This is a genomic window from Rhodococcus sp. 2H158 (assembly GCF_053764755.1).
In genome coordinates, this window is record NZ_JBSNCE010000004.1 from 172172 (window position 1) to 195081 (window position 22910).

The following is a 22910-nucleotide window of genomic DNA, read 5'->3' on the forward strand; positions in this document are numbered from 1 at the left end:
CCTGGACGAGCCGGAACCGGCGGTGTGTGAAGCTTTCCCCGTGAGCAGCATTCAGGTGGCCGATCAGACCTTCGTCGCCGCGGCGCCGCGGCGGATCGCGGCCGAGATCGCCGAGCCCCGCCGCTGGCGTTCGTGGTGGCCCGACCTGGCTCTGACGGTCCGCGAGGACCGGGCCGACAAGGGCATCCGGTGGTCGGTCGCCGGCGCGCTGAACGGCACGATGGAGGTCTGGCTCGAGCCGATGCTCGACGGCGCGATCGTGCACTACTTCCTGCACTGCGAACCGACCGGGGTACCGCCGGAGCGGGTGGGCGAACTCGACCTCGCCACGATGAACCACCGGCGTCGCGTCGCAGGGAAGGCCATGACCTTCGACGTCAAACGGCGACTGGACGCGGGCCGCGCCGCCGGTGAACCGCCCCGGGACGGAAATCCCTGATCCGACGGCCGTGCACCTGCAGGCGACGAGCCCTCCCCGGAACTACTACGGTGTGATAGACAACGGTTCCCGCGTGTGCCGACCGGTGGGACGGACGGCGGGGACAGAGGGAAAGGAAGCGTTCGTCGCATGGCCGAGAAGACCAAGAGGTCGATCACCATCGATGCTCCGTCCGATCGGGTGATGGCCGTGATCGCCGACTTCGACGCGTACCCCGCCTGGGTTTCGGCGGCGAAGTCCGTGGAAGTGCTCGCCGTCGAGTCCGGGGGACGCGCGGAGCGGGTCCGGTTCGTGCTCGACGCAGGGGTGGTGCGCGACACGTACGAGCTGGTCTACCAGTGGGCCCCGGACGGCCGGTCGGTCAGCTGGGAGCTCGTCGTGGGCGAGATCCAGAAGGCACAGTTCGGCTCCTACATCCTGACCGAAGGGCCGGAGGGCGGCACCACCGTGTACTACGAGCTGACGGTGGACCTGACCATCCCGATGATCGGACTGTTCAAGCGCAAGGCCGAGAAGGTAATCACCGACACCGCGCTGAAGGAACTCAAGAAGCGGGTGGAAGGCTGAGCGGGCCCGCCGGGCGGCCCGGGCCCGCCGCCGTGCAGCTGTTCGTCGGCAAGGGGGGCGCCGGGAAGACGACCCTCGCGGCGGCGACCGCCCTCGCGTCGGCCCGTTCCGGAATTCGCACGCTCGTGGTCTCGCTCGATCAGGCGCACTCGCTGACGGAGGTGTTCGCCGTCGACCCGGCGACGACGGGATCCGTCGACGCGCGCGTCGTGACGGTCACGGACGGCCTCGACGCGCTGGAGATCGATTCGCTCGCCCTGCTCGAGCAGCGCTTCGCACTCCTGGCCGCCCTCGCCGCCGCCGGCGGCGCCCACGAGCACGGCGACCGGTTCGGCATCCCGGCACCCGAGGAAGTCACCGGGCTGCCCGGCGTGCAGGAGATCCTCGCCCTCGGCGAGGTCGCCCGCCTGGCCGACACGGGACGCTGGGGCGCGGTGATCGTCGACCTCCCCGCGTCCGCGGACGCCTTCCGCACGCTCGCCGCGCCGGCGACGGTGTCGGAGTACATCGAGCGGATCTGGCCCCGGCACAGCCGCATCGTCGCGGCGACGGGGGCCGACCCGCGTCTGGCCCTGGTCGTGGCGCTCGTCGACCGCGTCGTCGACCACACCGCGACCGTGCGGGACCTGCTCGCCGACCACACCCGCACCTCGGTCCACCTCGTCGCCACCGCCGATCGACTCGGCGTCGCCGAGGCGCGGCGGCTGCGGTCCTGGACGGCCCTGTCCGGTCTGCGGCTGGCGCGGGTGCTCGTCAATCGGACCGTCCCGGACTTCCCGGCGGACGAGGCCGGGCCCGCCGCGGCCTGGCTCGCCGGGCAGCGCGGGGGACAGCGCCGGATCGTGGCGGAGATCGCGACGACCCTCGGCGACGTCGCCGTGGTCGAGTGCGAGCAGCGGTGCAGCGAACCGGTAGGGTTGGCCTCTCTGGCGGCGCTTGCGGAGTCGCTGTACCCGGACGGCGTGGCGCCGCATACGCCGGAGGATTCCGGCGGGGGGCCGGTACGGGTACAGCGCGAATCGGGGACAGGGGTGGATGCGGTGTACACGATGCGGATGCATCTGCCGCTGGCGGACGCGGCATCGCTGACGCTCGGCCGGGTGGACGACGACCTGGTGATCGGCGCCGACGGGATGCGTCGCCGGGTGCGGCTCGCGTCCGGTCTGCGGCGCTGCACCGTCTCCGGCGCCGAGTTCGAGGGATCCGACCTGCTGGTGCGGTTCCGTCCCGATCCCGCGGTGTGGCCGCAGTGAGCGCCGATCACGACGTCCTCGTCGCCGAACTGCGGGCGCTGGCCGACGCCGTCCTCGACCGGCTCGAGCAGACGGTGCAGCGATTCGCCGAACCGGCACCGCCCACCCGGCCCGCGCCCGACACGGCGACCGAGGACGCGGCCGCCGCGCCCGCCTCGGCGGCGAGCGGATGCAGCTGGTGCCCGCTGTGCGCCGTCGCGGCCGCGGTGCGGGGCGAGCCGCACGAGCTCCTCACCCGCCTCGCCACCCAGATCGCGGCCCTGATCGCCCTGCTGCGGGACCTGCTCGCCCGGTACCTTCCGCCCCCAGGGGCCGGCCCCGACGGCCCGGGGCCCCAGACCCCGCCCCCGACTCCCGACCGCAGCGGAGCGTTCGTGCCGATCTCGGTCACGATCCGGCGCTGATCGGGGCCCACACCGTGAGCACGGATCTACTCACGATCGGAATCGACGTGGGCGGCACCAGCATCCGCGCGGCCGTGGTCGACGGTACCGGTTCCGTCGTCGACACCGTCCGGGCGCCGACCCCGCACTCGGGCCGCGCCCTCGAGGATGCCCTCGACCGCACCGTCGCCCTCCTGGCGGGACGCAACGAGGTCGCCGCCGTCGGGCTCGCCGTCGCCGGATTCCTCACCGCCGACCGTCGTGTGGTCCGCTTCGCCCCGCACCTGCCGTGGGCGGACGTGCCCGTGGCCGAGCGGATGAGCGCGCGGCTCGGCCTGCCGGTGGTCCTCGAGCACGACGCCAACGCCGCGGCGTGGGCCGAGTACCGGTTCGGCGCGGCCGCCGGTGTCCGCACGACCGTGCTGGTGGCCGTCGGCACCGGCATCGGCGCCGCCCTGCTCCTGGACGGTGTGCTGTTCCGGGGCGCGCACGGCATCGCCCCCGAACTCGGGCACCTGCAGGTGGTTCCCGACGGGCGGCCCTGCGCGTGCGGGAAGCGGGGCTGCTGGGAGCGGTACTGCAGTGGCACCGCCCTGGTCGACACGGCGATCGAATTGCTCGCGGCAGGCCCGGACCGGTCCTCCCAGCTCACCCGCGACGTCGCGGCGGATCCCGGGGCACTGACCGGACGGCGGATCGCCGGGGCCGCGCAGGACGGCGACCCGCTCGCCGTCGCGGCGATGGCCGAGTTCGCCCGCTGGCTCGGGCTGGGCCTGGCGATGGTCGCCGACCTCTACGACCCGGAACTGGTCGTGATCGCGGGCGGTGTGTCGGGGTCGGCGTCTCTGTTCCTCGACGACGCCCGCGGTCACTACGCGGCGGCCCTGACCGGACGTGGTCACCGGCCGCTCGCCCGGGTCCGCGCGGCGCACCTCGGCGACGCCGCCGGCCTGGTGGGCGCGGCCGATATCGCCCGCGAATCGTCCGGGTCCGGACGAAACGGACCAGGCGGCTGAGATGCTCGTCACGTCCACTGATGTGAGGCGGGACTGCGGCGTGCCACGGTGTGCACGGCGACACCCCGCCGTCGTAGAGTCGACCGGCAGGCACGATCTGCCTGTGCGTTTCGGAGACGGGGAAGGACGCCATGTGGTATTGGCTTTTCAAGTACGTCCTGCTGGGGCCGCTGCTCTGGGCCATGGGGCGGCCGAAAATCGAAGGTGCGGAGAACATCCCGACCGATGGCCCCGCGATCCTCGCCAGTAATCACAAGGCCGTCCTCGACTCCTTCTTCCTTCCCCTGGTGGTACGGCGGCGCATCACCTTCCTCGCGAAGAGCGAGTACTTCACCGGCCCCGGACTCAAGGGCCGGTTCCAGCGCTGGTTCTTCTCCGCGGCTGGGCAGGTCCCGATCGACCGCACCGGGGCCGACGCCGCGCAGGACGCCCTCAACGCCGGCGTCCGCGTCCTCTCCCAGGGAAAGCTGCTCGGCATCTACCCGGAGGGCACCCGGTCGCCGGACGGCCGCCTCTACAAGGGCAAGACCGGCATCGCCCGGCTGGCCCTGCAGACGGGCGTCAAGGTCATCCCGGTCGCGATGATCGGCACCGACGAGATGAACCCCATCGGGTCGAAGATGTGGAAGCCGGCCAAGGTGACGGTCCGGATCGGTGAACCGATCGACTTCGCCCGCTTCGAGGGCATGGGCGGCAACCGTTTCGTCGAGCGCACCGTCACCGACGAGGTGATGTACGCGCTGATGCGCCTGTCGGGCCAGCAATACGTCGACATCTACGCGGCCTCCCTGAAGAACCGGCCCGCCGAAGAGGATGCGGCCGCCACGGCCGCCGACGCCGATCGCCTGCCCGACACGCAGGCCGGCTGACGCCGGATACCGGCGACACCCGCCCGGCCGCGGCCGGGCATAATGTGCGCACGTGCGTTATTTCTACGACTGCGAGTTCATCGAGGATGGTCGCACCATCGAGCTCGTGTCGATCGGTGTCGCCTGCGAGGACGGGCGCGAATTCTATGCGGTGTCGACGGAGTTCGACCCCGAGCGGGCCGGGACCTGGGTGCGGCGGCACGTGCTGCCGAAGCTGCCGCCCCCGGCGCATCCCGCCTGGAAGTCCCGGACCCGCATCCGCGACGACCTGATGTCCTTCCTGATCCCGCGGCCGGGCATCCAGCCCGAGCTGTGGGCCTGGCTCGGGGCCTACGACCACGTCGCGCTCGTCCAGCTCTGGGGGACCATGCCGGAACTGCCCGACGCGCTGCCCAAATTCACCCGTGAGCTGCGCCAGCACTGGGAGCAGCACGGCAAGCCTCCTCTGCCGCCGGTGCCGGACGACAACCACGACGCCCTCGCCGACGCCCGTCACAACCTCGCCAAGTTCGAGGCGATCGAGGCCGCACGGCTGTACCGCTGAACCGGGCGCCGCGGCCGCCGGACGGGGTCGGCGGGACGGGGTGTGGCATCGACCCACCCGGGGGTGCGTGTCCCTCGTCTCGCCGGGGCCATATCCTGGTGGTGTGAACTGGACTGTCGATGTGCCGATCGACCGCTTGCCGACCCTTCCGCCGCTCCCCGCCGAGCTGCGCGAAAGGCTGGACGCGGCCCTGGCCAAGCCCGCCCTGCAGCAGCCGAGCTGGCCCGAGGACCAGGCATCGGCGATGCGTACCGTGCTCGAGAGCGTGCCGCCGATCACCGTGGCCCGCGAGGTCGAGGAGCTGCAGAACCACCTCGCCGCGGTCGCGCGGGGCGAAGCCTTCCTGCTCCAGGGCGGTGACTGCGCCGAGACCTTCGCCGACAACACCGAGCCGCACATCAAGGCCAACATCCGCACGCTGCTGCAGATGGCCGTCGTGCTGACCTACGGCGCGTCGCTGCCGGTCGTGAAGGTCGCGCGGATCGCCGGACAGTACGCCAAGCCGCGGTCGTCGGACATCGACGCGCTCGGGCTGCAGTCGTACCGGGGCGACATGATCAACTCGCTGGTCGCCGATGCCGCCGTGCGTGCGCACGATCCGTCCCGGCTCATCCGCGCCTACGCCAACGCCAGCGCCGCGATGAACCTGGTCCGGGCCATCACCGCCGCCGGCGAGGCGGACCTGCACCGGGTGCACGACTGGAACCGGGAGTTCGTCGCATCCTCCCCGGCCGGCGCGCGGTACGAGGCCCTCGCCTCCGAGATCGACCGCGGCCTGCGCTTCATGGACGCGTGCGGCGTCGTCGATCCCAACCTGAAGGCCGCCACCATCTACGCCAGCCACGAGGCGCTGGTCCTCGACTACGAGCGGGCCATGCTCCGGCTCGACAACACCGACGGGCACCCCCGGCTGTACGACCTGTCGGCGCACTTCCTGTGGATCGGTGACCGCACCCGCCAGCTCGACGGCGCCCACATCGCCTTCGCCGAGCTGCTGGCCAACCCGATCGGCCTGAAAATCGGCCCCAGCACCACGCCCGAGATGGCGGCCGAGTACGTCGAGCGGCTCGATCCCACCAACAAGCCGGGCCGGCTGACCCTCATCTCCCGGATGGGGCACGCGAAGGTGCGCGATCTGCTGCCCCCGATCATCGCCAAGGTGCAGGCGACCGGTCACCAGGTCATCTGGCAGTGCGACCCGATGCACGGCAATACCCACGAGGCGTCCACGGGTTACAAGACCCGGCACTTCGACCGGATCGTCGACGAGGTGCAGGGCTTCTTCGAGGTGCACAACGCCTTGGGCACCCATCCGGGCGGCATCCACATCGAACTCACCGGTGAGAACGTCACCGAATGCCTCGGCGGCGCACAGGACATCTCCGACATCGACCTGCACGGCCGTTACGAGACCGCGTGCGACCCGCGCCTGAACACCCAGCAGTCGCTCGAGCTGGCGTTCCTGGTCGCGGAGATGCTCCGCGGCTGACCCTCACGGAGCGGCCGGGTCTCGGGGTCTCAGGGCAGTGCGGTGAGAGTCACCGTGCCGCCCGGCTCGACCCGGTCGCCCGCACCCGGGCTCTGACCGATCACCACCGAACGGTCGGAGCCCGCAAACTGGCGCACCTCCACGTTCAGCCCCAGCCGACCGAGTTCGTCGCGTGCCGCGGCGACCGTGCGGCCCAGCAGCGAGGGCACCTTCACCGCGTTCGACACCAGCAGCGTGACGCTGCCGCCGGCGTTGACCCGGTTCCCGACCGCCGGGTCGGTGCCCGCCACCCGTCCCGCGTCGACCTCCGCGTCGAACACCTCCCGCGTCTCGCGCACCGTGAGGCCGACCGTGTCCAGGGCCCGCCGGGCCTCGTCGACCGTGCGGCCCGCGACGTCGGGCACATCCACCGGCGGTGACCCCTTGCTGACGATCACCGCGACCTCCGCTCCCACCGGCAGGACCGTGCCGGGTGCCGGATCGAGGGCCGCGACCCCGCCCTCCTCGACGGCCGTGCTGTAGGCGGTGCCGCCGTCCACGGGGACAAGGGTCCGGTTGCGCAGTTCCTGCTCCACGACGTCGCGGTCGCCGCCACCGACGATGGTGGGCACGGTCGGCCGGCCCAGCGAGACGAGCAGCACCACCTCGTCACCCCGGGCGACCCGGCTGCCCGCCTCCGGGTCGGTACCGAGCACGGTGTCGACGGAGTCGTCGTCGGAGTACTCGCCTCGCACCTCGGGAGTCACCTCGGCCGCCTGCAGCGCCGCGAGCGCGGTGTCCCGATCGGCCCCGAGCACGCTGGGCACGGTGGTCATCCGCCCGGACCCGAGCCACCATCCGCCGAAACCGACGGCCAGGGCCAGCACCAGGATCGCCAGCAGCCACAGCAGCGTCGTCCGCCGGTTACGTCGGCGCTCGGCGGCGAAATCGGCTACCGGGACCTGGGCAGGCTCGGCCTGCGACCCGGACAGCTCGGCACGCGGATGCTGCTGGGTGACGACCTTCGTGTGCTGCGGGGCCACAGGGGCGAGCTGGGCGGCCGGTCCCGGCGACGGCATCGCGGGCGGGGGGAGCGGCCGCGAGGGTGGAGCCGCGGCGCGCACCGCCACGGTCGGCGGCGCCGGATCCACCGCGGCCGTCGCCGGTTCCGCGACGGCCGAAAGATGCTGCGCGGACCGCCGCGGTGCGGGCACCCGGTAGCGGGGCAGCGCCAGGACGTCGCAGACGTCGCTCAGCGCGGCGGCCATCGCCGCGGCGTCCGGGAACCGCTCACCCGGCTCCCGCTCGGTGGCGTGCCGGACCAGCTCGTCGAACTGCTCCGGGACCCCGTCGATGAGGGAACCGGGGTCCGGGACATCCCTGTCGACCCGCTGATAGGCCACCGAGAGCGACGTGTCGCCGGTGAACGGGGTGCGCCCGGTGAGCATCTCGAACAGCAGGATCCCGGTCGCATACACGTCGCTGCGTGCGTCGGCGGTGCCCGTGGTCACCTGCTCCGGCGACAGATAGGCGGCGGTACCCAGGATGACGCTGCGCGACGTCGTCGTCGCCGCGGCGACCGCGCGCACGAGTCCGAAGTCGGCGATCTTCACCTCCCCGGCGTCGGAGATCAGCACATTCTCCGGCTTGACGTCGCGGTGCACCAGGCCGGCGCGGTGCGCCACCGCCAGCGCCCCCAGCACCGGCGCCGCGACGGCGGCCGCCGCGTGCGGCGGCATCGGGCCCCGCTCGCGCAGCAGTTCGCGCAGCGTGCCGCCCTCGACGAGTTCCATTACCAGGAAGACATGGTCCCCGTCCTGCCCCTGGTCGTACACCGCCACCAGACCCGGATGGGTCAACCGGGCCACCGACCGCGCCTCGAACTCGAACCGCGCAAGGAACTGAGGATCGGCCGCGAACTGCGGATCCATGACCTTCACCGCGACCGGACGGTCGAGCCGCAGGTCCGTGCCTCGGTACACGGTGGACATGCCGCCACGGGCGATCGGTGCCTCGACGCGGTAGCGCCGTTCGAGCACCGTGCCGATCAGGCGGTCGCCTCCAGAGCTCACCCGGTGTACCCCCGTGTTCATGCCGTCGATTCCTGCGTAGGTGCGGCGTGCGACGGGTCGGGCCGCCGGGTTCGCCTCTGTCGATCGTAGCCAGCGCACGAACCACCCGGTGACACCTGCGCGGCCCGCCGCGGTGACACTGCGCGGCCCGCCGCGGTGACACCTGCGCGGCCCGCCGCGGTGACACCTGCGCGGCCCGCCGCGGTGACACTGCGCGGCCCGCCGCGGTGACACTGCGCGGCCCGCCGCGGGGATCACCCGACGGCCCGTCGTGGCCGCCGCCGCGAACCCGATAACGTTAGCGGCGTGAGTGCCATCCCTTACAGCGAAGACGTCCTCGACCGCTCCGTACCCGTGCTGCAACTGGTCGACGTGGCGAAGCAGCTCGGCCTGGTGATCACCCGGGTCCACCAGCTGCTGCGCGACCGCCAGCTGCTGGCGATCAAGCGGGACGGCGTGCTGGCCGTGCCGGCGGCGTTCTTCGACGACGACGGCCAGATCCTCACGGGGATCCCCGGACTCATCGCAGTGCTGCACGACGGGCGATTCCGGGACGACGAGATCCTGACCTGGATGTTCCGGGAGGACGACACGCTCGCGGGCGGCTCCCCGGCGGCGGCGATGCACACCCACGCGAGGCGGGAGGTCATGCGCCGGGCGCAGGCGCTCGGTTACTGACTCCGGCGGCTCAGCGCAGGCGGGCCAGCTGTGTCAGCGCGACCCGCGCTCGGCGCCGCGTGGGGACCACGGCGCGCACGTCGAGGACGCGGTACCCGCTGCGCTCGACCTCGTCGAGGATTCCTCCGTACAGCTCGAAGGCGGTGCGGATGCCGGGCCGGATCCGGTCCGGCAGCAGCGCCAGACCGGGCTCGGCGCGGCGGTACTCCGCGCGCGTCAGCGCCACGAAGTGGGCCAGTGCGCGGCGCACCCGCGGGTCCGGGATCCCGCCGGTGCGCCGGCCGTGCTCGAGCAGCGCGACGTCCACCCCGAACGCGGCCCACGTGTCGGCCGGCAGGTAGGTGCGCCCCCGGTCGAGGTCCTCACCCACGTCGCGGATGAAGTTCGTGAGCTGGAAGGCTTCCCCGAGCGCCGCGGCGTAGGGTGCGGCCGCGTCGATGTCGGCCACGTCGAACACCGGCAGCAACTGCAGCCCGATGACCGCCGCCGAGCCGTACATGTACTCCCGCAGTTGCGGCATGTCGTCGTAGCGGGCCCGGAACTCGGGCGTGCCGGGAATGTCCATCCGCATCGACCGGACGAACGCCTCGAAGTAATCCAGCGGCAGCTCGTAGCGCCGGATCGTCTCGGCCAGCGCCCCGACCACCAACCCGGTGGCGTCCGCCGGTCCGGGATCCCCGGCGAGCGCGGCGTGCAGCCGGCGCTCCGTCGCGGTCACCTGCAGCGCCGCGCCGGCCGGGTCGTCGACCGCGGTCACGTCGACGATGTCGTCGACGAGGCGGGCGAACCCGTAGAGGGCGTGGACCGCCGACCGTCGCGGGCGGGGCAGCAGGCGGGTGGCGAGGTAGTACGTCCGGCCGTGCGTGGCCGCCAGCTCCTCGCAGTAGCGGAATCCCGCGTCGGTCTCGGTCACGGTCACCTCGGATCCGGGGAGACGGCGGTGATCGGCGGCTCGCGCCGCGCGCGCAGCCGCAGCGGGTCGACGGTGCGCAGCGACACGGCGGCGATCACCGAGACGACGATCGCCAGGATCACATGGGCAAGGTTGTACATGCCGATCGAGCCGTCGGGATTGAAGATCAGCATCAGCCAGCTGGACAGACCGACGAGCACTGCCAACGTGGTCGTCGACAGGGCGAAGCCCGCGGCCACCGCGAGCGGCCACGAGTAGTACCACGGCAGGGCGGCCGGCGAGAGCACCGTGATCGCGGTCAGCGTGATCACGATCCCGAGCACGGCGTCGCGCTCGGTGTGCCGGAACCGCCACCACGTCACCACCATGATCACCACCAGGGCCACGGCGCAGAGCATGCGGGTGACGTCGAGGATGGACCCCAGCTGCCAGGGCGTGAACCACGTGACCGCGTGCGCCATGATCGTCGGCAGCGACAGCCAGTTGATGATCTTCGAGGAGCCGGACAGGGCCGTCAGCCAGCCGATACCGACGCCTGCGAGCGCCGAGGCCGCTCCGAACACGGCCGCGAACACCAGCAGCCCCGCACCTGCGGTCTTCATGAACAGCACGATCGGCGCGGCCGGTTCGCGGCCCTGCGCCCGGGCCCGGTCACGTTCGTGCAGAATCCAGATCCACACCAGGAACGGCAGGGCGATGCCCGCCGACGCCTTGACGGCCGCACCGACGGACACGAGTGCGATGCCTCCGACGTGCCGGCCCTCCAGCACGAGCACGATGCCGGCGATCATGAAACCGACCATCAGCATCTCGTTGTGGACACCGCCGATGAGATGAATCAGGATCAGCGGGTTGAGCACTGCCAGCCAGAGGGCGATGCGGGGGTTGCCGCCGAGCCGGCGCGCCAGCTTCGGCACCGCCCACGCGGTGAGCACCAGACCCGGCAGCATCGTCAGCCGCAGCAACCAGGTGCCGGTGACGACGTCGTCCCCCGTCAGCGACGTGATGCCGGCACCGAGCAGCAGATGCACCGGACCGTACGGGGTGGTGGTCGTCTTCCACACGTTGCTCACGTTGTCCAGCAGGACGCCCGGGTTGACGACCGGACCGTCGAGGTAGGGGTCGAAGCCGTCGCGCAGCATCGCCCCCTGGGCGAGGTAGGAGTAGGCGTCGCGGCTGAACATCGGCGAGGCCACCAGCAGCGGTGCCACCCACATGGGCAGCACCGTCCACAGCTCGCGCAGCGTCACATGCCCGGCGAGGGTGCTCCGGCCCAGCCGTACCCAGGCGGCGATCATCAACAGGACGCCGGCCCAGATCAAGATCGTCGAGAGCAGCAGGCCGTGCCCGAACCGCAACCAGGACAGGTACAGGTCCTCGAGCAGCGGGTCCTCCCGCCGGACGCTGCCCGCACCGAAGCCACCGAACGTGACGAATGCGGCGCCGAGCGCACCCAGCAGGCCGGCGTTGCCGGCCGGGCTTCGCAGGAAGTCGCCGGGTCTGCTCCGCGCGGGCGGCGAGGCGGGAGGCTGCGGTTCCGACGGATGCTGTGGTGCAGCGTCGGAAGGGGCAGGGGACGACATGGTTGCGAGTTCCTCCCCCGGGAAGTCGTGGACGGTGCGGGGCCCGGGCGCGGCGCGGGCGGACAGGTGAACGAGGTGACAGTTTAGTTCAGCCGCGGCCGCCGGCGGTCCACCGCTCACCGCGAGGCGCGTACGCCGAGCCGCTCGGCGGCGAGCCGGCCCGACAGCACGACCGTCGGCACGCCCACGCCCGGCACGGTTCCGGATCCCGCGAGCACGACGTTGGGGTGGCGCGGGTCCAGGTTCCGTCGCCGGAAGGGTCCGGTCTGCCGGAAGACGTGTGCCCCGGAGAACGGGCTGCCCGCAAGCATGCCCCTGGCCTGCCAGGTGGCCGGGGTGTCGATGTGGTCGATGCGGAACTCGTCGGCGACGGCGCCGTATCCACGCCGGCCGAGGACGGTGAGGAGCTCGGCCGCGTAGGGGTCGGCCAGAGCGGACCAGTCGTACGGGGCGCTGTCCAGATTGGGGCAGGGCGCGAGCACCGACAGCGGCTCGTGCGGCACACCGTCGCGGAGGAACCTCTGACCCGGGTCGCTCAGCGCCGGCCGGGTGATCAGCAGCGAGGGGTCGCTCATCAGCCGGCCGCGGCCCCGGCCCGCGCTGATCTCGGCGAACGTCTCCTCCCACGACGCACCGAAGTCGATGGTGTGGTGGTGCGTGGCGGGCCACTGCGCGGCGACGGCGGACGGCACGCTTCCGTGCAGCACCACGGCCGACGGCGACGCGAGCACGCGTCGCCGCCGGCGTGGGGGCAGCAGCGTGTCCACGACGGGAAGGTCCGGGCTCAGCACCACGGCGTCGCACGGGACGCGTTCGCCCGAGGCGGTGCGGACGGCGGTGGCCGTCCGACCGTCGAAGTCGAGGCCCGTGACCTCGGTGCCGAGGCGCAGGTCGCCGCCTGCAGAGACGATCGCGTCGGCCATGGCGCGGGCCAGCACCCGCATGCCGCCCTCCACCGCGTACACGCCGAGGGAGGTGTCCATGTGGGCGATGGCGCCGTACACCGCCAGGGCCCGCGCGGGCGCGACGCCCGCGTACAGGGCCTGGAAGGTGAACACCCGGCGCAGCCGCGGGTCGGTGATCCGGCGGTTCACCTGCGCCCCGAGCCGGCCGAACCCGCCCAGGCGGAGCAGCGTCGCCAGGTCACGCGCCGCCGCGGGGGAGGCGACCAGGTCGAGGGGGGAGTCGAAGTTCGCGGCCATGAACCGGTCGAATTCGGCGTCGAAGATCTCGGCGAGCCAGGAGCGCAGCCGGAGGTAGCGCTGTGCCTCCTCGGCTCCGCACACCCGGGTGACCTCGGCGACCATCGCGTCCGGATCGGTGTGCACGTCCAGGGTCGTGCCGTCGGCGAACCGGGCGTGGTACGCGGGGGCGAGCCGCCGCAGCCGCACCGCCGGGGTGACGGACTCGAAGTCGGCGCCGACCGCCGCCAGGGCATCCGCGATGAGCTCCGGCATGGTGAGCACCGTGGCCCCGTTGTCGATCTCGTATCCGGGCCCGGCGTGCACACCCACCCGCCCGCCCACGGTCGCCTCGCGCTCGAGGACGGTCACCTTCCGGCCCGCGCCGAGCAGGTACAGCGCGGTCGAGAGCCCGGCCAGTCCGGCCCCGACCACGACGACCCGCTCCGCGCCGGTCACGGTGCGCATCAGGCGGCCCGCCGCGTCGCGTCGAGCGCCGCCGCCCGCAGGCGGGCTTTGCCTTCGTCCGTCGCGCCCGAGCCGTCCAGGGTCGCCAGCGCGGCGTCGGTGAGCGCGGCGATGCGGCGTTCCACCCGGTCCACGGCCCCGAGCTCGGTGATGACCGTCCGCAGCCTCTCCACGTCCGCGTCGGACAGGTCCGAGCCGATACTCTCGCGCAGCAACCGCGCGGCGCCGGGGTCACGGGCGTCGGCGGATTCCAGGGCCAGCGCATACAGCACCGTCCGTTTGCCCGAGCGCAGGTCGTCGCCGGACGGCTTGCCGGTGACCTCCGGATCCCCGAACACCCCGAGCAGATCGTCGCGAAGCTGGAAGGCGAGCCCGATGTCGGTGCCGAATTCCCGGTAGGCGGTGATCAGCGCGTCGTCGGCACCGGCGAGGGCCGCGCCGAGGTGCAGCGGCCGTTCGATCGTGTACGCGGCGGTCTTGTACCGGTTGACCCGCATCGCCGCGGGGACGGACTCGTCGGCCGACACCTCTCCGGCGATGTCGAGGAACTGCCCGCCGAGGACCTCCGTGCGCATCGCCGACCACACCGGTGCGATCCGCGCGGTCGCGGCCGGGTCCAGTCCCGCCTCCCGCACCATGTCGTCGGCCCAGGCCAGAGCGAGATCGCCGAGGAGGATCGCCACGGCGGCACCGAACTGCTCGGGCCGGCCGCGCCAGCCCGATGCGCGGTGCCGGTCGGCGAACTCGACGTGCACGGTCGGGAAGCCGCGCCGGGTGGTGGACGCGTCGATGATGTCGTCGTGCACCAGGGCGCAGGCCTGCACCAGTTCGAGTGCGGAGCAGACCCGCAGCACCGCGGGCGCGTCGAGCCCCGACGGGTCGCCGCCGGCCCCGAGCCAGCCGTTCCACGCGAACGCCGGGCGTACCCGCTTGCCGCCTCGCAGCACGAACGATTCGAGTGCCGTGACGGCCTCGGGGTAGCCGCCGCCGATCGGCTCCACGAGTTCGATCCGGGAGACGAAGAAGTCGCGCAGGGCGCCCTCGACGAGATCGGGGAACAAGGCGGCGGGCACGGGTTCGGATCCGGTGAACAGGGCGTCCTCCTGGTCGTGTGTGGACGGGCCCGTCGGGCGACGGTGGGTGCGGCCACGGATCGAGCCCGAAAGGCGCCGGGCACACCCGAGCCCACCCTATCCGGCGGTCGCGGGGCTTGCCCCGGTTCGGCCCGCTCCGACGTGCCCCTATGCTGGTCGGGTGACTTTCGATTCCGACAGCGGGCCGGACGGCGGCGGAGAATCCCGTACGCCGTCGGTGGTGGACCGACTCCGTGCGCCCCGAGGCGCACGGATCCCGTTCTCGGTGGAGTTCTCCCCGCCGCGCGACGCCGACGCGGAGGCGCGCCTGTGGCGCGCCGTGCGCGAGTTCGAGCGCCTCGGCCCGGCCTTCGTGTCGATGACGTACGGAGCGGGCGGTTCCACCCGCGACCGCACCGTCCGGGTCACCGGTCAGCTGGCGCAGGAAACCACGCTCCTGCCGGTGGCACACCTGACCGCCGTCGGGCACAGCATCGACGAACTGCGCGCCATGGTCGGCGCATACGCCGATCGCGGCATCACCAACATCCTGGCGTTGCGCGGCGACCCGCCGGGCAACCCGCTGGGCGAATGGACCAGGCATCCGGAGGGCCTCGAGTACGCCGAGGAACTCGTTCGGCTGGTCCGCGACCTCGGTGACTTCCACGTCGGGGTGGCGTCGTTCCCCGAGGGGCACCACCGCTCCCCGGACCTCGAGCACGACACGCGGTACCTGGTCCACAAGCTGCGCGCCGGCGCCGAGTACTCGATCACCCAGATGTTCTTCGACGTCGAGGACTATCTGCGGCTGCGGGACCGGGTCGTGGCCTACGACCCGGAGCAGGGCGCCAAGCCGATCATTCCGGAGATCATGCCGATCACGTCGCTGCGTACCGCGCGGCGCAGCCTCGAACTCTCCGGGTCGAGGCTGCCGGCCGCGCTCGAGGAGCGCCTCGTCCGGGCCGCCGGGAACGGCCCGGAGGAGGACCGCGCCGCCGTGCGCGAGGTGGGCATCGACGTCGCCACCGAGATGGCCGAGCGGCTCATCGCCGAGGGTGCGCCCTGCCTGCACTTCATCACCCTGAATTTCGCCCGGGCCACCCGCGAAGTGCTGGCCCGGCTGGGCATCGCGGTGCCCACGGCGGTCTGACCGAGCGGTCAGGGCAGAGGCCTGTCCTTCCAACCGAGCCGGCCGGCGCGCCGCGCGCGGAGCGAGTCGATCGTCAGCGCCGCGAACCCGCACACCGCGAACGGGTGGGTGAGTGCGGCCGCCACGTCGGACGGTCCGGGGTCACCGCCGCGTTCGGTCGCACGGGCCAGGGTCCGGGAGACGACAGCCGCGGCGGTGCCGGCCACCCCCCAGCGGCGGACCGGTCCGCGGCCGAGGAGGGCCGCCGCGGGAGGCAGCACGTAGGTCGCCGCCGCGGCGACGAGCACCACAGCGGATCCGACGGGCGGGCCGAACGCCGACCACAGCCAGCGCGTGTACCCGGCCCGCAGCGGCGCAGCGCCCTCGTACATCCGGCAGGACGCGACGTTGCCGGCCGCGGCCACCATCGTGCGCCGCCCGGCCCGGCGCAGTGCCCGGGCGAGGTCGAGGTCCTCGGTGGGACTGGACGCGACCGCGACGTGCCCGCCGACAGAGGCATACGCCGGCGCGTCGAACACCAGGAACTGGCCGCACGAGACCGCGGTCGACGGCCGGCTCGAGCGGTGGGACACCGCGACCGGCACCGTCGCGAACCAGGACCAGAACAGCAGCGGCTGCACGAGCTGTTCGGCGGCGGAGCCGGCCCGCTGGAAGGGCCACGGGGTGAGCAGGTCGGCCCGCCGGTCCCGCAGCAGCGTCACCGCTGCCGCCACCGCGCCCGGCTCCAACCGCACGTCCGCGTCGACGAAGACGACCACGCCGGACGGATCGGTGGCCGCGTACGCGCGGGCGCATGCCGCGGCCTTGCCCGTCCAGCCGGGCGGCGGCGGCGCCGTCGAGCGGATCACCGTGACGTGGGGATCGTCCCCGGCTGCCAGCCGGGCCGCCTCCGCGGTGCCGTCGGCCGAGTCGTCGTCGAAGATCACCACCCGTAGCCGGCGCAGACCCCGCTGGGCCCGCAGATCCGCGACGAGGTCCGGCAGGCGCCGGGCCTCATCGCGGGCCGGGACGATCACGGTCACCGGTTCGTCGACCACACCGCCGGGGGCGAGCCGGGGCAGGGTGAGGCGATTGGCGACGGCGACGGCAGCTCCCAGCGTCGCGGCGGCGGCCCCGGCGCGGACGACCCCGACCAGCGCCCGCATCGCCCTAGGACGCCGTCGCGTCGTCGCGGGTGCGCTGCCGCGGGAGAGCGGGGTTGCGGTTCATCCAGGCGAGGGCTCCGATGATCGCGGCGACGCCCATCGTGACGCCGGCGACGATACCCGCCCAGCCGGCGAATCCCCGGGTATTCGGGTCGGCGTAGCGGACCTCGGCGCGCAACGTGCTCACCTCACCGGCCGGCAGCTTCCACGTGACGATCGAGTCGGATTCGCGGGTGCCGTTGGTCGTGGCCACCCGCGCCGGAAACGCGATCGTGATCTGCACGTCGGTGCCCTGCACGGGCACCGACTCGAGATCGACCTTGCCGTTGACGCTCACCAGGTCGCCGGCGCGCTGCAGCGCGAGCTGGAAGGTGCCCGAGGTCTGGTCGGACATCGACCCGAGCTGTTGCACGTCGCCGAAGCTCAGATCGCTGAAGAACACCTGGCTGCCGACGTACCCGTCCTGGTCGTACTCCTGCACGCGGACCCTGTCGGCGAGCGAGTCCGGGGCCACCAGCTGCGGTCCCTTGTCGTTCTCGTCGGCGGGGATGGTCGCGGCGACGATCTGCCCGGAGACGCGGTCGTCGGCCGACACCCCCATCGTCGCCTGCACCCGCAGGCAGCCGGCGAGCACGGGGACGAGCAGGAGCAGGAGCGCCGCCGAGAGGGTCCGTCGGCGGGAGCGGGGCGAGGTGGGCAGCTGCACAGCGCCATCGTGCCAGGAGCGCGGGGACGTGTCAGACGCGAGCCCCTGCCCCGGCGCGTCGCCGCAGCGACCACAGCAGCGGGACGCCGAGCACGCTCATGACCGCGAAGCCGTAGACGGCCGAGTACCGCAGCTCCGGGGCGCTCAGGAGCGCGCCGTGGGCGAGCGCAGACCCGAGCCACGTCCACAGGAACAGCACCAGCGGCACGGTGTCGTTGCCCGGTTGTACCCGGCCGGTCCGGTCGAGCAGGTCCAGCCCCACCGCCATCAGCGTGGCGACGACGACCCAGCCGAGATAGTTGGTGAGCGGGATCTGCTCGATGCCCGGCAGGCCGCCGCCGTTGCACCAGCTCCACTGGCCGTCGGACACCATCTGCGGGTCGAGGTACAGGTCCCAGCCGACCATTCCCACCGTGGTGAGCGCGATCCGGGTCACCCGCTCGCGGTTCCCGCCCGGCCACGACATCCCGCCGCGCCGGGCGAGCAGCGAGGCCACGTACCAGACCGGGTACATCCCCGCCGTCCAGGCGAGCGGCACCACGAGGGGCACGTCGAACAGTGCGGGACCCAGCCGGTCGGTGGCGTACGCGTAGCAGCCGTACGGGTACCCGGTGGCGGTCCCCACAACCTCGGAGGCGAAGCCGACACCCGCCGTGATCACGAAGAACCCGGCGGTCCAGGCGAGGCCGCGCCGCGCCGCCGCGTGCGCGAGCCCGGCGGCCGCGAGGAGAGTGACCACGGCGACGGTGACGACGTCGCGGGCCTGGCCGGTGGTCAGCGGATAGGCGATCTGTGCGGCGATCGCGCCGCCGGCGAGAACGGCGGGCAGGCGATTCATCGCCGCCACCGCCCCAGCACCCGGCGCAGGGGGCCACCCCCGGAGTCGGCGAGCGCGCGCTGCGCGGCGTTGCGCCCGCTCGCGCCGGAGACCCCGCCCCCGGGGTGGGTGGACGCGCCGGTCAGATAGAGCCCGTCGGCGCCCGGCACCCGGTGCCCGGACAGCTCCGGCAGCGGCCGCCACATGAACATCTGGTCCAGCGACATCTCCACGTGCATGACGTTGCCGCCGATCAGGCCCAGTTCGCGTTCGATCTCGTGCGGGGTCTGGATGTGCCGGTGCCGGACGGAACCGGCGAAGCCGGGGGCGAACCGTTCCATCTCGGCGATGATCCGATCCGCCTCCGACTCGGCCAGTGCGGGCCACTGCCGGCCACCGGAGAGCCGGTACGGGTGCCACTGCGACCACAGGGTCACCTGGTGTTCGCCGGGCGGTGCGATCGACGGATCGAGCGCCGTGAAACTCATGGCCAGCACAGCCGGCCGCGGCGGTAGTTCCCCCGCCAGTGCCGCGCCGTGCGCGAGCCGGAGCCGGGCGCGGTCCTCGACGAGCAGTTGCAGGCCCCGCACGGCGTCGGACTCGTCGGCGGGACCGCTGGGGTACCGCGGCAGCGCGTCGGTCGCCAGGCGCAGCACCATGCCGATGCCGGGGCCGACGCGGATCCGGCGCCGCCATGCGTTCAGGCGGGCGCGGTCGAATCCGCCGCGTTCGAGCAGGTCGAACGTGGTCAGCACGTGGCAGCCGGCGATCACGGTGCGTGCGGTGACGGTGCGTCCCGAGTCGGTACGTACCGCCCAGCCGTCCCCGGCCCGGCGGATCTCTGCGGCGGCGTCGCCGAGGGTGACGACGCCGCCGTCGACCGCGAGGCGGGCGGCCAGGGCCCGGGTCAGCGCGCCGCTTCCGCCGACGGCCCGGCCGGGCGGCAGCGTGTGCATCAGCGCGGCGAAGCCGACCATGGGGGCGGTGCCGGGTTCGGACATCGGGGGGCCGGACTGGGCACCGAACCAGGCGAGGGCGGCCTTGAGCGGCTCGTCGTCGAAGTGCTCGTCGAGCAGGGCGTCGCCGGTGGTGAGGAACTGCCGGGAGAGGTCGCTGCCGCCACTGCCGGTGTCGAGGCCCCAGAAGGACGAAAGCAGGTGCCGGCCGGTCGGCGGCACCGAGAACGAGCGCATCACCCGGGCGCTGCGCGGACCCCACACCGACACGAAGCGGCGGTAGGCGTCGGCCTCGCGCGCTCCGCATGCGGCCTCGACGGATCGGCAGGTGCGGTCGAGATCACGATGGAAGACGATGCCCGGACGGTCGCTGCCCACGGGGGCGGGCGCGAACGCCCACGGGTCGCAGTCGACGTAGCGCAGGCCGTGGGCGGCGAGGTCGAGTTCCTCGACGATGCCGGTGTGCCGGATCATGACGTGGGCCGACGAGCCGCGGTCGACGGCGTGCCCCGGGAAGCGCTCCACGGTCGACACGGCGCCGCCGAGCACGGTGTCCTTCTCGAGCACCTCCACCGACCAGCCGGCACGGGCCAGATAGCACGCGCTCACCAGGGCGTTGTGCCCGGAACCCACGACGACGGCATCGATCACCCCGCCCACGCTACGGACCTTCGAGCGGAAGGTCCCGTCCCAGGACGGCGAAGGGGCGGGCGTCCCCGGTGAACCGGAACTGCCGGACGACGTCGCGGAACCCGAATCGCCGGTACAGCCGCCAGGCCCGGTTGTCCTCGCCGGCTATCTCGGGAGTGGACAGCAGGACCGTGCGCTCGGGGCGGTCGCTCAGCAACCGGCGCAGGAGCGCCTCCCCGATGCGGTGACCCTGGGCGTCCGGTCGCACGTGGAGTTCGGTCAGCTCGAAGTAGTCGCCGAGGACTGCGTCGATCGTCTCCGGGGGGTAGCCGGCGTGGCGCATCCCGGTCCGCACCTGCTGATTCCACCACTGGTGCGGCGACCCGCGATAGCCGTAGGCGATCGCGACGAGCGTCGACGGTTCGTCCGGCAGTGCCGCCGCGACGGCTTTCCATCCCGGCCGGGCGGAGTGCTCGGACCACATGGGCGCGCGGTGGTACTCGGTGCCGCGCGGGTATCGCATGGCGGCCACGTAGATGGGCAGCACCTCGGGCAGTCGCGCGCGGAACTCGGCAGCGGACAGATCGACGAGGATCGGCGCCGCGCCCCGCGGGGTCGCATCCGTACTCATGACGGGGACTGGACCGCCTTCCCTTGACGACGTGTCGGTAGGTGCAGCTATATTGAATACGTCGAACGGATGTTCGATACCGGGGATCCGGCGATGTTCGAGGGAAGCGAACATCGCCGGATCGCCGGGGCCGTGACCCGGCCGGTGCCCCGGCGGGGTGCAGGAGGTGTTCGGAGTGATGATCACGTCACGAACCGCACAGTCGGGTGCGACCGGCCCGCGGGCCGTCGGCCGATCGGACTGCGCCGCCCGCCCGGTGTCGTCGCGCGCCGCGACATTGCTCGACCGTGCCGACGAGCTGCTGTCGGCGGCCGCCGGCACTCCGGAACCGTCCGAGCGATTCCACCTGGCCTATCTCGCCGCCCTGCGCGGTGCCGGCGCCGTGCTCGCGGGCGCCGAGTTGCGGGCGGTGCGGCCGGCGCGGCGTCCCCGCACCCGCAACGCCTGGGTGCTCATGGCCCGCGCGGAGCCGGAGTTCGCCGCCTGGGCGGACTTCTTCGCCGATCGTTCGGATACCCGCGCGGCGATCGAGGCGGGGGTCACGCGCTCCGTGCCCGCCGACGAGGCGAGCCGCTTCTACGACGAGGTGGGCCGCTTTCTCCACGAGGTGGAGGACTACCTGACGGGCGCGGACGACCGGTCGGCGTCCGGGAATTCGGGGTCGGGGGGCGACCGGCGCAGCGCATGATCGGTGCAGGGGGCAGCCCGGGTCGTTCGACGGCCCGGGCCAGGGTCGTCGGTCCGTCATACGCAGGACCTTCGGAACCGTGATCGAACTCGAATCCCCAGTTGGTGGTCCCCGCCGGGATGTACTCGTATTATTGAGCCAGGCGGCCGTCAAAGTCGGCCCCCCGTCGATCTGGACCGCAGATCCGGCGGCCACCGTTTTAGTGCCGGGGGAGGTACCGTGCCACTCTCCGAGCACGAGCAGCGCATGCTCGAACAGATCGAGAGCGCGCTCTATGCTGAGGATCCCAAGTTCGCCTCTACCGTCCGGGGAAGCCGGATGGGGATGGCGTCCAGTCGGCGTCGGCTCCAGGCCGGCGCGTTGTTCGCACTGGGTTTGGCGTTGTTGATCGCGGGCGTCGCCCTCCCGGTGAAGCCGGGTGGGTTCCCGATCATCAGTCTCGTCGGATTCATCGTCATGTTCGGCGCGGGGGTCCTGCTCCTCCTCGGAGGCAAGCGCGGTCCAGGCGTCGGTGACGGTCCCCGCGGGGCAAGCCGCGGTGCCGGGGATGGTAGGTCCCGCGGCGGCCGCAAGTCCGGTGGAGGGTTCAGCAAGAGGATGGAGGACCGCTTCCGCCGGCGTTTCGAGCAGGAGTAGCGCGACAGTACTTCCACGCGAGTTCTCACGAACGGCGCGTCCCGCCACGGGACGCGCCGTTCGGCGTTCCCGGACGTGCGTCGGCCGCGGTATCGGGCGCCCCACCGTCCCCCACGCTCGTGCCCCACTTCCGCCCACTTCGGCTCTCGGGACCGGCGAGCAGCGGACGCGACGGAGCCGACCAGCGTGTTTCCCGCCTCCGGGTTCGCTGTCCTGCGCCCGCGTCCCAGTCCACGCGCCGCGGCGCTGCCCGCGCCGTTCGTCGTCGCCCACTCCGCCCCACCCGCCGTGAACTGCGCACAGTCGAAAAACGGCGCCGCGCGTGGGCGCGTAAGCGGTTGAACGTGGGGGAAAGTGGGGTAGTGTGGGTCGCGGCGGAGGGGTTCCTCCGTCGGGTAGGAGGCAGGGTCCGGCCGGGGCGTGGCGGGGGGTGTCGAGTGTTCCTCGGTACCCACACGCCCAAGCTGGACGACAAGGGGCGGCTCACGCTGCCCGCGAAGTACCGAGACGAACTGGCGGGAGGGTTGATGATCACGAAGGGTCAGGACCACAGCCTTTCCGTCTTTCCGCGCGACGAGTTCGCCGCCCTGGCCGAGCGCGCCGCCGCCGCCTCGCGGAGCAATCCGCAGGCCCGGGCGTTCCTCCGGAGTCTGGCGGCGGGAACCGACGAGCAGCGTCCCGATGCACAGGGCCGGATCACCCTGTCCGCCGCCCACCGCAAGTACGCGGGGCTCACCAAGGACTGCGCCGTGATCGGTGCCGTCAAGCATCTGGAGATCTGGGACGCGGCGGCGTGGGAGCACTACCTCGCCGAGCACGAGGAAGAGTTTTCGGAAGCGAGAGACGAGGCCCTGCACGACATTCTGTGACCGGAACCGCAGCAGCGACCGCAGTGCCACCGCGGCGAGTGCCGCGAGGCCTCTGCCCGACAGCGACCCTGACACACTTCCCCAGTGCCAGGTTCGTGAAACGGAACCCTGACGTACTTCCCCAACGCCAGGTTTCCCAGTTCGGACAGAGACCTCGATGCATTCGCCGCGGTCG

General features: G+C 72.6%; 23 protein-coding genes. 13 read left to right on the plus strand and 10 right to left on the minus strand.

What is annotated here, in order from left to right; translation table 11 throughout:
- Positions 1 to 40 precede the first annotated feature (40 nt).
- The 8 genes from ACWPOB_RS05490 (at position 41) to ACWPOB_RS05525 (ending at position 6560) form a co-directional block, all read left to right on the plus strand.
- Positions 41 to 439 carry a polyketide cyclase / dehydrase and lipid transport gene (locus ACWPOB_RS05490; protein WP_455400155.1) on the plus strand — a complete coding sequence of 133 codons (399 nt, stop codon included), beginning with the start codon at positions 41 to 43 and terminating at the stop codon, positions 437 to 439.
- A 129-nt stretch (positions 440 to 568) separates the two neighbouring features.
- Complete coding sequence (locus tag ACWPOB_RS05495) at positions 569 to 1006, plus strand: SRPBCC family protein (RefSeq protein WP_100058875.1); 438 nt, start codon at positions 569 to 571, stop codon at positions 1004 to 1006.
- Between the two features lie 32 nt (positions 1007 to 1038).
- Positions 1039 to 2259 (plus strand): ArsA family ATPase, encoded by a 1221-nt coding sequence (locus ACWPOB_RS05500; RefSeq protein ID WP_100058876.1) that lies wholly within the window; start codon positions 1039 to 1041, stop codon positions 2257 to 2259.
- On the plus strand, positions 2256 to 2663 hold the full coding sequence (locus ACWPOB_RS05505) for a hypothetical protein (RefSeq protein ID WP_455400156.1): 408 nt from the start codon (positions 2256 to 2258) through the stop codon (positions 2661 to 2663). The genes ACWPOB_RS05500 and ACWPOB_RS05505 overlap by 4 nt, the downstream gene beginning before the upstream one ends.
- A gap of 14 nt (positions 2664 to 2677) precedes the next feature.
- A complete protein-coding gene (locus ACWPOB_RS05510; RefSeq protein WP_455400157.1) occupies positions 2678 to 3658 on the plus strand; it encodes an ROK family protein in 981 nt (326 codons plus the stop codon).
- A gap of 131 nt (positions 3659 to 3789) precedes the next feature.
- Complete coding sequence (locus tag ACWPOB_RS05515) at positions 3790 to 4527, plus strand: lysophospholipid acyltransferase family protein (RefSeq protein WP_100058225.1); 738 nt, start codon at positions 3790 to 3792, stop codon at positions 4525 to 4527.
- 52 nt (positions 4528 to 4579) lie between these two features.
- Positions 4580 to 5071, plus strand: a complete 492-nt coding sequence (locus ACWPOB_RS05520) for a polyadenylate-specific 3'-exoribonuclease AS (protein WP_100058226.1) — start codon at positions 4580 to 4582, stop codon at positions 5069 to 5071.
- A 103-nt stretch (positions 5072 to 5174) separates the two neighbouring features.
- Positions 5175 to 6560 carry a class II 3-deoxy-7-phosphoheptulonate synthase gene (locus tag ACWPOB_RS05525; protein ID WP_100058227.1) on the plus strand — a complete coding sequence of 462 codons (1386 nt, stop codon included), beginning with the start codon at positions 5175 to 5177 and terminating at the stop codon, positions 6558 to 6560.
- A gap of 29 nt (positions 6561 to 6589) precedes the next feature.
- On the opposite strand, the gene pknB is transcribed toward ACWPOB_RS05525, so the two are convergent.
- Positions 6590 to 8611: a Stk1 family PASTA domain-containing Ser/Thr kinase gene (gene pknB / locus ACWPOB_RS05530; protein WP_455400158.1), complete on the minus strand. Its 2022-nt coding sequence runs from the start codon at positions 8609 to 8611 to the stop codon at positions 6590 to 6592.
- A gap of 306 nt (positions 8612 to 8917) precedes the next feature.
- On the opposite strand from pknB, the gene ACWPOB_RS05535 reads away from it, so the two are divergent.
- Positions 8918 to 9289, plus strand: a complete 372-nt coding sequence (locus ACWPOB_RS05535) for an Rv2175c family DNA-binding protein (protein ID WP_455400159.1) — start codon at positions 8918 to 8920, stop codon at positions 9287 to 9289.
- A gap of 10 nt (positions 9290 to 9299) precedes the next feature.
- On the opposite strand, the gene ACWPOB_RS05540 is transcribed toward ACWPOB_RS05535, so the two are convergent.
- The 4 genes from ACWPOB_RS05540 to ACWPOB_RS05555 form a co-directional block, all read right to left on the minus strand.
- A complete protein-coding gene (locus ACWPOB_RS05540; RefSeq protein WP_455400160.1) occupies positions 9300 to 10208 on the minus strand; it encodes a phytoene/squalene synthase family protein in 909 nt (302 codons plus the stop codon).
- The gene (locus tag ACWPOB_RS05545; protein WP_455400161.1) at positions 10205 to 11785 is read right to left on the minus strand and encodes an alpha-(1->6)-mannopyranosyltransferase A; all 1581 of its coding nucleotides are present in this window, start codon (positions 11783 to 11785) and stop codon (positions 10205 to 10207) included. Before ACWPOB_RS05545 ends, ACWPOB_RS05540 begins: the two co-directional genes overlap by 4 nt.
- A 116-nt stretch (positions 11786 to 11901) precedes the next feature.
- Entirely contained in the window at positions 11902 to 13434 is a 1533-nt protein-coding gene (crtI, locus tag ACWPOB_RS05550; protein WP_455400162.1) for a phytoene desaturase family protein, read from the minus strand.
- Complete coding sequence (locus ACWPOB_RS05555) at positions 13434 to 14507, minus strand: polyprenyl synthetase family protein (RefSeq protein WP_455400163.1); 1074 nt, start codon at positions 14505 to 14507, stop codon at positions 13434 to 13436. The genes crtI and ACWPOB_RS05555 overlap by 1 nt, the downstream gene beginning before the upstream one ends.
- A gap of 181 nt (positions 14508 to 14688) precedes the next feature.
- On the opposite strand from ACWPOB_RS05555, the gene metF reads away from it, so the two are divergent.
- A complete protein-coding gene (metF, locus tag ACWPOB_RS05560; protein ID WP_170914097.1) occupies positions 14689 to 15657 on the plus strand; it encodes a methylenetetrahydrofolate reductase [NAD(P)H] in 969 nt (322 codons plus the stop codon).
- An 8-nt stretch (positions 15658 to 15665) separates the two neighbouring features.
- Here metF and ACWPOB_RS05565 read toward each other — a convergent pair whose 3' ends face one another.
- The 5 genes from ACWPOB_RS05565 to ACWPOB_RS05585 are packed head-to-tail and all read right to left on the minus strand — an operon-like array spanning position 15666 to position 20542.
- On the minus strand, positions 15666 to 16802 hold the full coding sequence (locus tag ACWPOB_RS05565; RefSeq protein ID WP_455400164.1) for a glycosyltransferase family 2 protein: 1137 nt from the start codon (positions 16800 to 16802) through the stop codon (positions 15666 to 15668).
- A gap of 4 nt (positions 16803 to 16806) precedes the next feature.
- Positions 16807 to 17508, minus strand: coding sequence for an LppM family (lipo)protein (locus ACWPOB_RS05570; RefSeq protein ID WP_100059110.1), 702 nt, complete (start codon positions 17506 to 17508; stop codon positions 16807 to 16809).
- Between the two features lie 31 nt (positions 17509 to 17539).
- Positions 17540 to 18346, minus strand: a complete 807-nt coding sequence (locus ACWPOB_RS05575) for a carotenoid biosynthesis protein (RefSeq protein ID WP_455400165.1) — start codon at positions 18344 to 18346, stop codon at positions 17540 to 17542.
- Positions 18343 to 19932, minus strand: coding sequence for a phytoene desaturase family protein (locus ACWPOB_RS05580; RefSeq protein ID WP_455400166.1), 1590 nt, complete (start codon positions 19930 to 19932; stop codon positions 18343 to 18345). Before ACWPOB_RS05580 ends, ACWPOB_RS05575 begins: the two co-directional genes overlap by 4 nt.
- A 10-nt stretch (positions 19933 to 19942) precedes the next feature.
- Positions 19943 to 20542, minus strand: coding sequence for a GNAT family N-acetyltransferase (locus ACWPOB_RS05585; protein ID WP_100059085.1), 600 nt, complete (start codon positions 20540 to 20542; stop codon positions 19943 to 19945).
- A gap of 178 nt (positions 20543 to 20720) precedes the next feature.
- Here ACWPOB_RS05585 and ACWPOB_RS05590 point away from each other — a divergent pair, with 178 nt between their 5' ends.
- The 3 genes from ACWPOB_RS05590 (at position 20721) to mraZ (ending at position 22735) form a co-directional block, all read left to right on the plus strand.
- Positions 20721 to 21230, plus strand: a complete 510-nt coding sequence (locus ACWPOB_RS05590) for an SAV_6107 family HEPN domain-containing protein (RefSeq protein ID WP_455400167.1) — start codon at positions 20721 to 20723, stop codon at positions 21228 to 21230.
- A gap of 219 nt (positions 21231 to 21449) precedes the next feature.
- A complete protein-coding gene (locus ACWPOB_RS05595; RefSeq protein WP_006933389.1) occupies positions 21450 to 21866 on the plus strand; it encodes a DUF3040 domain-containing protein in 417 nt (138 codons plus the stop codon).
- 437 nt (positions 21867 to 22303) lie between these two features.
- Positions 22304 to 22735 carry a division/cell wall cluster transcriptional repressor MraZ gene (gene mraZ, locus ACWPOB_RS05600; protein WP_100058621.1) on the plus strand — a complete coding sequence of 144 codons (432 nt, stop codon included), beginning with the start codon at positions 22304 to 22306 and terminating at the stop codon, positions 22733 to 22735.
- The last annotated feature ends 175 nt before the right edge of the window (positions 22736 to 22910 follow it).